At 57.1% G+C, this 10494-nt stretch carries 11 protein-coding genes; 4 read left to right on the top strand and 7 right to left on the bottom strand.

Annotated features, from left to right (window positions below):
• The first annotated feature begins 168 nt into the window (after positions 1-168).
• Positions 169-417 (top strand): putative hemolysin, encoded by a 249-nt coding sequence (locus tag M989_RS13915; protein ID WP_064546276.1) that lies wholly within the window; start codon positions 169-171, stop codon positions 415-417.
• Between the two features lie 61 nt (positions 418-478).
• Complete coding sequence (locus tag M989_RS13910; protein WP_064546274.1) at positions 479-784, top strand: hypothetical protein; 306 nt, start codon at positions 479-481, stop codon at positions 782-784.
• 34 nt (positions 785-818) lie between these two features.
• Here M989_RS13910 and M989_RS13905 read toward each other — a convergent pair whose 3' ends face one another.
• Positions 819-1163 carry a DUF488 domain-containing protein gene (locus M989_RS13905; RefSeq protein WP_064546272.1) on the bottom strand — a complete coding sequence of 115 codons (345 nt, stop codon included), beginning with the start codon at positions 1161-1163 and terminating at the stop codon, positions 819-821.
• Between the two features lie 138 nt (positions 1164-1301).
• On the opposite strand from M989_RS13905, the gene M989_RS13900 reads away from it, so the two are divergent.
• Positions 1302-2009, top strand: a complete 708-nt coding sequence (locus tag M989_RS13900; protein WP_064546270.1) for a CTP synthase C-terminal region-related (seleno)protein — start codon at positions 1302-1304, stop codon at positions 2007-2009.
• Positions 2010-2059: 50 nt separating this feature from the next.
• Here M989_RS13900 and M989_RS13895 read toward each other — a convergent pair whose 3' ends face one another.
• The gene (locus M989_RS13895) at positions 2060-3250 is read right to left on the bottom strand and encodes a CynX/NimT family MFS transporter (protein ID WP_064546268.1); all 1191 of its coding nucleotides are present in this window, start codon (positions 3248-3250) and stop codon (positions 2060-2062) included.
• A gap of 99 nt (positions 3251-3349) precedes the next feature.
• Here M989_RS13895 and M989_RS13890 point away from each other — a divergent pair, with 99 nt between their 5' ends.
• The gene (locus M989_RS13890; RefSeq protein WP_064546266.1) at positions 3350-4141 is read left to right on the top strand and encodes an AraC family transcriptional regulator; all 792 of its coding nucleotides are present in this window, start codon (positions 3350-3352) and stop codon (positions 4139-4141) included.
• Here the strand turns inward: M989_RS13890 and M989_RS13885 are convergent.
• From M989_RS13885 to dgcJ, 5 genes are all read right to left on the bottom strand, one after another.
• A complete protein-coding gene (locus M989_RS13885) occupies positions 4125-4571 on the bottom strand; it encodes a DUF441 domain-containing protein (protein WP_064546264.1) in 447 nt (148 codons plus the stop codon). The genes M989_RS13890 and M989_RS13885 overlap by 17 nt on opposite strands.
• A gap of 163 nt (positions 4572-4734) precedes the next feature.
• Positions 4735-6771, bottom strand: coding sequence for a glycoside hydrolase family 31 protein (locus M989_RS13880; protein WP_064546262.1), 2037 nt, complete (start codon positions 6769-6771; stop codon positions 4735-4737).
• A 7-nt stretch (positions 6772-6778) separates the two neighbouring features.
• Positions 6779-8122: a glycoside-pentoside-hexuronide (GPH):cation symporter gene (locus M989_RS13875; protein WP_074398798.1), complete on the bottom strand. Its 1344-nt coding sequence runs from the start codon at positions 8120-8122 to the stop codon at positions 6779-6781.
• Between the two features lie 216 nt (positions 8123-8338).
• A complete protein-coding gene (locus tag M989_RS13870) occupies positions 8339-8839 on the bottom strand; it encodes a YbaK/prolyl-tRNA synthetase associated domain-containing protein (RefSeq protein WP_064546260.1) in 501 nt (166 codons plus the stop codon).
• On the bottom strand, positions 8832-10340 hold the full coding sequence (dgcJ, locus tag M989_RS13865) for a diguanylate cyclase DgcJ (protein WP_064546258.1): 1509 nt from the start codon (positions 10338-10340) through the stop codon (positions 8832-8834). The genes M989_RS13870 and dgcJ overlap by 8 nt, the downstream gene beginning before the upstream one ends.
• Between the last annotated feature and the right edge of the window lie 154 nt (positions 10341-10494).

The raw sequence follows: 10494 nt of genomic DNA, 5'->3' as shown, positions 1-10494 counted from the left end.
AAAAAAAGCCCCATCGGGGGAGATGGGGCAAAGTAACTCATTGATTATGGAATGTTCTGTTCTCTGGTCAGTTGAGAACGAGACGTACTTTACGTCTCAAAAGTGTAGTTAAAATGAAGAAATTATGGAGTTTAAAGCTAAACTTCAGCGTAAAACTAAGGAGAATTTATGCGATCCCGCTATCTTTTACTGCTGCCTCTGCTCCTTGCTGGCTGTGCAAAGCAGGCTGAACCTGAGGCACCGAAACCGCCACAGGTGGGTATGGCAAATCCTGCTGCGGTTTACTGCCAGCAGAAGGGCGGAGAAAGTATTCCGCAGGTTAATTCGCAGGGGCAATACAGCCTGTGTAAATTGCCAAACGGTGAAACCATTGAGGAATGGGCATTGTGGCGTCGCGATCACCCGCAGAAACAATGACAGCGAAGCGCACATCCAGTACAATTCGTGATCTAGGATTATTCTGATTAACGAGAGATGTATGTTTTCGCTTAAACCGGGCACCACCGCCATTATCATCGGTGCTCGTACGACTGCTGGTCGCGCCAATATTGGTAAAAGCGTTGAGCTTTTTGTCCTGATTAACCCAGGTGAGCGTTGCCTGAATCCGGTCAACGGCGTGATGACCGAGCTGGCCGCCGACGCGCCGCGCGCGCTGTGGCTGGTGACCGGAGAAGTCAGTGCCGGTGAAGGTCAGCACGGATTTGCGTTTGTCCGTTCCGAGTATTTACTGCCGTTGACGCCGGATGCGCTGCCCGCGCATGAACGCGAAGCGCTGGTGGAATAAACGCGACGCCGTCAGACGCCGCGCGATGGGCAAGTTAGAGGTTTTTCAACCAGTCGGCGAGTACGCGCGCATGGTTTTGCGCCGTGTTCGCGGCGGCGTAAACCAGCGTCACCCCCTGCTTTTGTGCAATATCCGCCAGGCGACGTCCATCCTCCAGATGATGGGCTAGCTCGTCGCGGTAGTGTTGGCAGAAACAGGCAAAATCGATCACTTCGCCGTGAAAGGCCTTGCGCAGTTCGGCGGACGGGGCAAGGGTTTTACACCACTCATCGTAGATGAGATCTTCCTTTTTGATGCCGCGTGGCCACAGTCTATCAACCAGAACACGGTAGCCGTCATCGGGTGCGGCGTCTTCATATACGCGTTTACACTGGATCATATCCTTCCTCCCTTTATCCTCTTTGACCATACCACAAACTTTGGCTGGGTACGCTAGCCGGGTATTGCTATTGCGCGCAGACATCGTTAGTCTGAGGTTCCTTATGCCGTACGTCACGTCTGCCCATAAGGACCTATCATGGAAAACTCCGCTGTAACTCCCACTCTTCATATTGCTCTGGTTGGCGACTATAACGCCGATGTTATCGCGCATCAGGCCATTCCGCTGGCGATTGATGACGCCGCGGCGGTGCTGGAAGTGCCCGTTGAATACCGCTGGCTGGCAACGCGTGATGTGAAAAGCGCCGACGATCTCGCCGAATTTGACGCTATCTGGCTGGTGCCTGCCAGCCCTTATCAAAATACCGAAGGCGCACTGACCGCCGTGCGCTATGCGCGTGAAAACAGCGTGCCATTCCTCGGGACCTGCGGCGGTTTTCAGCACGCCATACTGGAATACGCGCGTAACGTGATGGGCTGGGATGATGCAGCGCATGCGGAAACCGACAGCGAAGGGCGGATGGTGATTGCACCGTTGGCCTGCTCACTGGTGGAAAAAAACGATACCATTGAGCTGCGCGCGAATACGCTGATTGCCCGAGCCTATGGGCGTGACAGTATTGAAGAAGGGTACCACTGCAACTATGGGATTGCCGACGACTTTGCCGCCGAGCTGGAAGCCCAGCCGCTGCGGGTGACGGGCTGGGATGATAATGGCGATATTCGCGCGGTGGAGCTGGTGACGCATCCGTTCTTCGTGGCGACGTTATTCCAGCACGAGCGCAACGCGCTGGCCGGGCGTCCGGCACCGCTGGTGCAGGCGTTCCTGCACGCCGCCGCGCAGTAAAATAGACTCCAGTAGGCCGGATGGCGGCTACGCCTTATCCGGCCTACCTGTCAGCGACTACCGACGTGAATTTCTCTATCGCGTCCGGCCAGCCCGCCGAATACGGCCATCACCAGCGCAATGGCTGCTACTGCCATCAGCGAAAGATGCCATGTCCCCGTGGCATCATGCATTTTCCCCAGCAGCGGCGGCCCGCAAGCCGCCAGCAGATAACCGACGGCCTGCGCCATGCCCGACAGCGCCGCAGCCTGGTGCGCGGAGCTGGCGCGCAGCCCGATAAACGTTAGCCCCAGAATCATTGTTGCGCCGGAGCCGAAACCAAAAATTACCGTCCACAACGCCGCTTGCGACGGGTATATCCAGTAACCCATGGCGCTTACCGCGCACATCAGCGCGACGGCAATGGCGATCCCGCGCTGATCCTTAAACCGATGCAGGATCAGCGGGATGACAAAGCCGGGCGCGGCGGTGGCCAGTTGGAGTAGGCCGTGCAGAGAGCCCGCCTGCGCTTCGCTGTAGCCCTGGCTCATCAAAATAGTCGGCAGCCAGCCGATGATGACGTAGTAAACCAGAGAGTTCAGCCCGAGGAAGAGCGTCACCTGCCAGGCTAGCGCCGAACGCCAGATCCCACGGTTGTGCATCGCACCGCTGCTGGAGAGCGCCGTGGCTTTCGATGCTCGCCACTGCGGTAGCCACAGCAGCAGCGCCAGCAGGGGGAAAGCCATGAGTAATAGCAGCGCGCCGCGCCAGCCGAAGCCGCTCAGCGCAATCGGCACGACCAGCGCCGAACCCAACGCGGCAGCGGCCCCCATCGTGACCGAATAGGCGCCGGTCATTTTGGCCACCTGGCCGGAGAAGTCCCGCTTAATCAGCCCGGGTAGCAGGACGTTACCAAGCGCGATCCCGCAGCCAATGACGGCGGTGCCGATAAACATCAGCATGATAGAGGGCAGGGAGCGCACGGCGATTCCGGCGCAAATCATCAGCATGGCGATAAACAAGCTGCGTTCCATGCCAAGCCGACGAGCAATGCCAGCCGCCAGCGGCGATACCAGACCAAAGGCTAACAGCGGAAGGGTGGTGAATAGCCCGGTCTGCGCGGTGGTCAGGCCATATTCAGCGCGAATCGCATCGAGCAGAGGAGCCGCGCCGGTAAAAGTCACGCGTAGCGTCGAGGCAATCAGTAAAATACCGACAATCAACAGCCAGCGGCGTTGTGATGAAGCAACAGCGTCAGACATAGTGTTCTCAAACAGAAAATTGAGCGACTACGATACCCGGTTTAGCTCACGTTGAAATCAAGCTAAAATGACAGATTATCGCTAAATTCGGACAAAATAATGCTCGGACTCGGTTTAGGCGGCTATCACCCGGACAGTCACGATGACGCGGCGGTGGCGTTTGGTATACAAGTGGTGGAGGGGGAGCAGCACATTCCCGTCCATCAGCACCGTAAGGGGCAGTTGATTCTGGCGCTGCGCGGAGCGATTACCTGCGAGGTGGAGAACGCGATGTGGATGGTGCCGCCGCAGTTTGCGGTGTGGATCCCCGGCGAAGTACCGCACAGCAACCGCGCCACGCCGCAGGCGGAACTGTATTTTTTGTTTATTGAGCCGGGAGCCGCGCGGATGCCGGCCCATAGCTGTACGCTGAAAATATCGCCATTAGTGCGCGAGCTGATTCTGACTCTGGCCGAGCGGAATGAAGCCGCACGTCAGACGCCAGAAAGCCAGCGTCTGATACAGGTGCTGTTTGACGAGCTGCCGCAGCAGCCGGAACAGCAGCTACAGCTGCCGGTATCCGCGCACCCGAAAATTCGCCTGATGGTCGAGACCATGGAAGCAGAACCGGCACGGTGGCAGACGCTGGCGCAGTGGGCCAGCCGCTTTGCGATGAGCGAACGCAACCTGGCGCGGCTGGTGGCCAAGGAGACCGGGCTTAACTTCCGTCGCTGGCGGCATCAGCTACAGCTGATCCTCGCGCTACAGATGCTGGTGCGCGGCCTGAACGTTCAGCAGGTTGCGCTATCGCTGGGCTACGACTCCACCACGGCGTTTATCACCATGTTTCGCAAAGGGTTAGGGCAAACGCCGGGGCGCTACCTGGCGGCGCTGACTACGACTTCCCAATAAGCAGCGATACCAGCCCGGCGGCAATCAGCGGCCCCACCGGCACGCCGCGAAACAGCGCCACGCCAAGTACGGTGCCGATCAGCAAACCCGCCACCAGATGGGGTTGACTGCCCATCAGCGTCACGCCGCGCCCGCCAAGCCAGGAGACAAATATACCGACGGCGATAGCCACCAATGATTTCCAGTTGCCGAACGAGTGGATAAGCGTGCTGGCGGGCAGAGCGCCGCTGGCGATCGGCGCCATGACGCTAATGGTGAGAATGATAATACCGATACTCAGCCCCTGTTTTTCCACCCACGGGAAAAAGGCACTGAGTGGCGTCACGCGGATAATGATCAGAACCAGAATAGAGACAGCGACGGTGGTGTTGTGGCTGATGAAGCCGAGCGCAGCCAGACCCAGGAGGATCAGCAGGGTGGTATCGAGCATAGAGCGGTAATCCTTGCCAAAAAGAGAAAAAGACAGCATTTCGTAGCCACGGCATCGCGACGCGTAGCCGGGCTACGTATTTTCGTTTGTCTACTTTACGCAAGAAGCGGCGCGTAAACAGGTCTTTTTCAATCTTAGTAATGGATTTCAGGCATTTGCCTGATTATTTGACCAATACCGTGATTAATGGGCTGCCTTCGCGAATAAACAGAGGAATCGTCTCCAGCCCGGCGGCGACGGCGATCCGCTGCCCCCCCTGATACTGCTCACCATCAAGGCCAACCCAGGCGTTGCCGCTCGGTAACCAGACGTCACGCTGACGCTGTCCGGCGTGCATCACCGGCGCGACCAGCAGGTCTTCGCCGAACAGATACTGATCCTCCGCTTGCCAGCTCTGTGGCTCGTCCGGGTAGTGCCAGAACAGCGGGCGCATCAGCGGGTCGCCGTGGCGGTGCGCATTGTCATACAGCGCATCAATGTAAGGACGCAGGCTTTCCCGCACCTCAAGCCAGCGCTGCATAATGGCGTAGTTTTCCTCGCCGTAGCTCCACAGCTCGTTTGGCGAGCCGCTGTCGCACTGCGGAATGCCGTTACGGTAGCTTTCCGGCGGCTGCACGCGCGGTTCACGGTAGCCATGCATACGCAGCACCGGGCAAAATACCGCCCACTGGAACCAGCGAATCAGCAGTTCGTGGAACGCCGGATCGTGAATATTGCCGCCCTGGAAACCGCCGATATCGGTAGTCCACCAGGGGATGCCCGCCAGCCCCATATTCAGCCCGGCCGTCAGCTGATTGCGGAAGGCGTGGAATGAGGAGTGGACATCGCCGGACCATGCCAGCACGCCGTAACGTTGGCTGCCCGCCCAGCTACAGCGCACCAGGTTGACGATATCGCGCTCGCCCGCCTCGCGCAGGCCGTCGTAGAAACCCTGGGCAAAATCGCGCGGATAACGGTTGCCAACTTCCAGCACCGGGCCCGCGTGATAGCGGTAGTTGTCAAAATCATAAGCGCGGTATTCCGGCTCTGCTTCATCCAGCCAGAACAGCTTGATCCCGAGATCGTAGTAGTTTTTCTTCACCGTCTCCCAGACGAACCGGCGCGCCTGCGGGTGGGTAGCATCGAAGAAGGTGGTATTGCCCATAAAGTCGAGATTGACCTGTACGCCCCGGTCGCTGGTGACCAGCCAGCCTTTAGCCTTCATCTGTGGGAACAGCGGACTGCGCGCTTCAACCGTCGGCCAGACTGAGACCATCAGCTTGATGCCCAGCGATTCCAGTTCGTCGACCATCGCCTGCGGGTCCGGCCAGTCAACCGGATCAAAACACCAGGTTCCCTGGTTCGGCCAGTGGAAAAAGTCGATAACCATGACCGACAGCGGCAGGTTGCGTCGACGATATTCACGGGCAACCTCCAGCACCTCCTGCTGATTGCGGTAGCGCAGCTTGCACTGCCACAGCCCGCTGATAAATCCCGGGGCGGGCGGCGGCGCACCGGTTGCGCGTGCGTACTGGCGGGTGACCTGAGCGATGCTATCACCCGCGGTGATCCAGTAGTCCATCTCTTCGGTGACGCGCGCCGTCCACTCGGTGTGGTTTTTCGCAAGCCGCGCTTCTCCGATGGCCGGGTTGTTCCACAGCATGCCGTAGCCGAGGCTGGACTGTAAAAAGGGCACGCTAGCCTGCGAGTTGCGCTGGGCAAGCTCCAGCGAGCAGCCTTTGAGATCCAGCCACGGCTGCTGGTACTGGCCCATACCGTACAGCCGCTCACCGTCGCGGGATTCAAAACGTACCGTGAGCTGGTATTTGCCGCCGGGCAGTGGTTTAAATTCACGGCCGTCCAGCTTTAGGGCACTGACGTATTTGTCCTGGCTCTTTTCGCTGGCGCCAATCCCAACGGTTGAACGCTGACGCCACATCTCTTCCAGCAGCAGCTCGCCGCGCTGGTTATAAAACGCCAGTTGTCCTTTGAGGTTCAACACCGCGCGAATGTTGCCGTGGGTTAAGGTCAGCGTTTCCGCATCCTGCTCAATGACGGCCTGGCCGCTGGCCTGTGGTAACAGCGCGTGCAGTTGGTCATTGAACGACGGAGCGCAGGTAGCACGTACGCGCAGGCTGTTCTCTCCCCACGGCTCAATGCGCAGGATCTGTCGTTCAAAACGCCATTCAATAGCGTTAGCGTGCTGGATTAATTCGCTCATGGTTGGCTCATCCTTTAACGAGAGATTGGGTTTTCGCGAGATTGATTTCCTGCATGGTGTGGTCGTCGAGCTTGTACCAGCGCAGGGTGATGAATGCGCCGAGCGACAGCAGCCCCGGCACCACGGTAAAGAGCGCGACGATGCAGTGCATCGCCAGCGGCGTTTGCTCCGCCGCGTTGGCGACGTAGCCGCTGAAGCCGAGCGTCCAGCCGACGATAGCCCCGCTCAGCGCCATACCCAGCTTAAGCACGGCCAGGAAGGTCGAGAAAATAATACCGTCCATGCGCTTGCCCTGACGCCATTCGCCGTAGTCGGCAACATCGGCCATCATGACCCACATCAGGGTGGTCGTAGACTGATAAAGAGTAGAGACGATAAAGGTAAGCGGAACCAGCACCAGCACCGCTTTCGGCGCGAAGAACAGCCCGATGCTCAATAGACCGGCTAGCACGGAACAGTAGCCGAACATCTGTACCTTATTGGCATTGCGGGTCAAGCGTTTCGCCAGCAGGCTGCCGGCGGCCTTGCCGATAATGTGCGCGGCCAGCATCCACATAAAATAGGCGGCGTTACCAAGATAGTAGGTGACGAAATACATCATCGCGCCCAGGCGGATAACGCCGAAACCGATGTTGGTCATCACCAGCACGGCGACAACGCGCCACTGGTCATTGCGCAGCAAATCACGGAGTTCCGCGAGATAGTTGTTGTGGGTAGCGGGGGCTTTAATGCGCTCGCGGGTGTTGGCAAAGCAGAACCAGAACATGATGACCGCGGCGCTGGCCATAATCGCCATGGCCCAGCGATAGCCCGCCAGTTTATCCGCGCCGCCGAGATATTCGGCCAGCGGCATCATAAAGAACGTCGACATCGCGCCGCCGAGGGTCGCCAGGAAAAAGCGCCAGGACTGCAGCGAGATACGTTCGTCGTTATCCGGGGTGATCACCGCGCCCATCGAACAGTAGGGAATGTTGATGGCGGTATACATCAGCATCATAAAGGTGTAGCTGACGCTGGCAAAAATCATTTTGCCGGACATATCCAGCGACTGTGGTACGGCGTAAGTCAGCAGGCAGCTTACGCCAAACGGCAAGGCCAGCCACAGCATCCACGGGCGAAATTTACCCCAGCGAGAACGCGTGCGGTCGGCCATATAGCCCATTGCCGGGTCGATGATGGCGTCGGCGGTGCGGGCCAGTAAGAACATGGTGCCGACAAAGGCGGCCGGTAGGCCCACCACGTCGGTATAGTAGAAGGTTAAGAAGATAATGACGTTATCCAGCCCGATGTGGCTGGCCATGTCGCCCAATCCATAGCTGATCTTTTCTTTACGGGTAACTTTCGTATTCATCAGGTCACCTGGTGTCGTTAAGGTACGATTGTGGGGAAAGACGCTATATAGTGTGGATGGGAGCGGGGAGTTAACAATTGCGATATTCCGTATTACGTTTACGTAAACTGCTTTACGTGATACCGGTAACAAAAGTACGTAACACGAGCGCAACGATTCATTCACCGGATTGATATCCGGCAAATGAAGGGATTAAGTCAGATTGAAGAGAGGGCGTCAGGACTGACGGCGGAAGGCAACCAGCTCCGGCTGGGCAATACGCAGGTAGTCGGCGGTGTTGAGAATGACCGATTTCTCCAGGCTACCGGCGTTGAAGGCGATCTCGTGATAGCGTTCAAACAGCAGCGGGTCGGCGATCGGTCGCAGGGCGCGATGAAAGCTAAATGGCGGGATAGCGCCAAAAACGCAGGCGGTCAGCGCGTCCACTTCGGCAGGGCTGGCCAGCGAGGCCTTCAGGCCGCCAACATACTGCGCGAGGCGCGAAAGATCGGCCTGCTGGTCGGCGGCGAGAATCGCCAACACGTGTTGATTCACGCCGTTGCCCTTCACCTTGCACACCAGCGCTTTGGCCCCCTGGCCCAACGCGGTGCCGCGTATTTCTGACACGGCTTCACATTTTCCTACCGCTTCATGCTCCATGACTCGATAACGCGCCTGCTGCTCGTCGAGCAGGGCGAGCAGCTGCTGGTGGATATTGGGTGATACTGGCTCAATCATGTTTTTTCCCCTGATGCGCCCCGCTCTTGCTGTGGCGCTGATTTTTCTGCTGGTACAGACGCCGATCGGCGATCTCCATCGCGCCGTCGAGATTGTCCCCAACGCGCATTTTGTACGCTCCCCACGAGAAGCTGACGCGGTTGTCTTCGTCGATAAGCGCCAGTTGATGCTTGATTCGCTGCGGAATCAACTGCGCGTCCTCTTCGTCATAGTCCACCAGAATTATGCAGAACTCGTCGCCGCCAAGACGCACCGCATAGTCGCTTTTGCGTACCGTCGCGGAAATGGCCTGCGCCAGCAGGATGATCGCCCGGTCGCCCTCGTTGTGCCCCCAGGTGTCATTAATGTGCTTCAGTTTATCCAGATCCAACGCGATGATCACGATGCTCGCGCCCTGTTCGGTCAGCCGCTGCAGGCGCATGCTTTGCACCGGTGAGAGGATTTTACGGTTATACAACCCGGTGAGCGAATCGCTGATGTTCTCTTTGCTGACCATCCGATAAAGACGGAAATGGGTGCGTACCAGGTGCAGCAGCGCAGCGGTGGTGAGCAAGTAGAAGAGGAACAGCTTCCAGGAACTGAGCAAGAAATAGGTCACGTCCAGCGACAGCTCCACGCGCATGTTCTCCGCCAGCGGGCGTGAGTAGTGAACATAGCTCAGCAGATGCGCTGCGCTGCGCTGGACTTCGATATTGGCGTTGTTGTCGGAATCAGTAAAGGAGATATCGAGATAACGCCAGACCAGCGGGCGATCGCGAGTGTAGAAAATCTCACGCATGTCCTGATGTGACAGGTCGACCATGACGATACCTTTCAACTGCTCCTGACGATAAACGGGGGTCAGAAAAGTTAAGATATTCTTACGAGTGAAGGTGTCGACATAAATACTGGAGACCACCGTACGGCCAAGAAATAAATTTTCCAGACTGGCTGATGAAATTCCCAGGCGTGCGCCATAAAGAAAATTCCAGCTGGTTAAAGTAGGGTCTTTAATTATGACCGGTGAATTAAAATAAATATATTGATTCACCATATCAATATAATAGCGAAAACGCTTTTCCGGTCTGAGATCGTCAGGCAGCAGAGGATTCCAGACAATATCGTTGCTAATTGCGCTATCAAATGCCTGAAGCATCGGGAGGTCCTGAACCCACTGCGAGCAGGGCGTTTTGCCTGCGGTTAATGAACCCTTGAGCGGTGAGTAGTTATGGCCGTCAATGTTCAGACCAACCACCTCGCCGCGGCGCTGCACGCTGTCACAAGCTCTCATGGCCGCATCGGCGGTAGGGGCTTCATCCATCTTTCTCGAGAGTTGCGATATAATCAGCTGGTTCTGATATTTATCATAGAGAAAGGCCGATTCTCCTTTGTCTATGATATATCGCATATAATCCGTCATATCCCGATGGCTTGAGATCAACTCATAGATTAGAAATGAAGATGTGAGTATTACCACGCCGGATGAAATCACGAAGCGGAGTATTTTGTTTTGCAGTTTCATGGCGAAATGATGAGTTCTTCCGTGTAATGGGAAATTTTACCATGTGCGGGGCGCTATCACTAGCGAAGCATTAGCTATGAGAATGTATTACGAATATCGGGTGAGGACGACCTGTGACGAGGCTGCTGATTTATCTCCTTTTATTCCCATTCCT

This window comes from Kluyvera georgiana ATCC 51603 (genome assembly GCF_001654985.1).
GTDB lineage: Bacteria > Pseudomonadota > Gammaproteobacteria > Enterobacterales > Enterobacteriaceae > Kluyvera > Kluyvera georgiana.
This window is presented reverse-complemented; position numbering and strand designations above follow the sequence as displayed.

Bases quoted from the DNA above. Each gene is read 5' to 3' on its own strand.
- M989_RS13915 (WP_064546276.1), top strand. From the start codon at position 169: ATGCGATCCCGCTATCTTTTACTGCTGCCTCTGCTCCTTGCTGGCTGT.
- M989_RS13910 (WP_064546274.1), top strand. From the start codon at position 479: ATGTTTTCGCTTAAACCGGGCACCACCGCCATTATCATCGGTGCTCGT.
- M989_RS13905 (WP_064546272.1), bottom strand. From the start codon at position 1,163: ATGATCCAGTGTAAACGCGTATATGAAGACGCCGCACCCGATGACGGC.
- M989_RS13900 (WP_064546270.1), top strand. From the start codon at position 1,302: ATGGAAAACTCCGCTGTAACTCCCACTCTTCATATTGCTCTGGTTGGC.
- M989_RS13895 (WP_064546268.1), bottom strand. From the start codon at position 3,250: ATGTCTGACGCTGTTGCTTCATCACAACGCCGCTGGCTGTTGATTGTC.
- M989_RS13890 (WP_064546266.1), top strand. From the start codon at position 3,350: ATGCTCGGACTCGGTTTAGGCGGCTATCACCCGGACAGTCACGATGAC.
- M989_RS13885 (WP_064546264.1), bottom strand. From the start codon at position 4,571: ATGCTCGATACCACCCTGCTGATCCTCCTGGGTCTGGCTGCGCTCGGC.
- M989_RS13880 (WP_064546262.1), bottom strand. From the start codon at position 6,771: ATGAGCGAATTAATCCAGCACGCTAACGCTATTGAATGGCGTTTTGAA.
- M989_RS13875 (WP_074398798.1), bottom strand. From the start codon at position 8,122: ATGAATACGAAAGTTACCCGTAAAGAAAAGATCAGCTATGGATTGGGC.
- M989_RS13870 (WP_064546260.1), bottom strand. From the start codon at position 8,839: ATGATTGAGCCAGTATCACCCAATATCCACCAGCAGCTGCTCGCCCTG.
- dgcJ (WP_064546258.1), bottom strand. From the start codon at position 10,340: ATGAAACTGCAAAACAAAATACTCCGCTTCGTGATTTCATCCGGCGTG.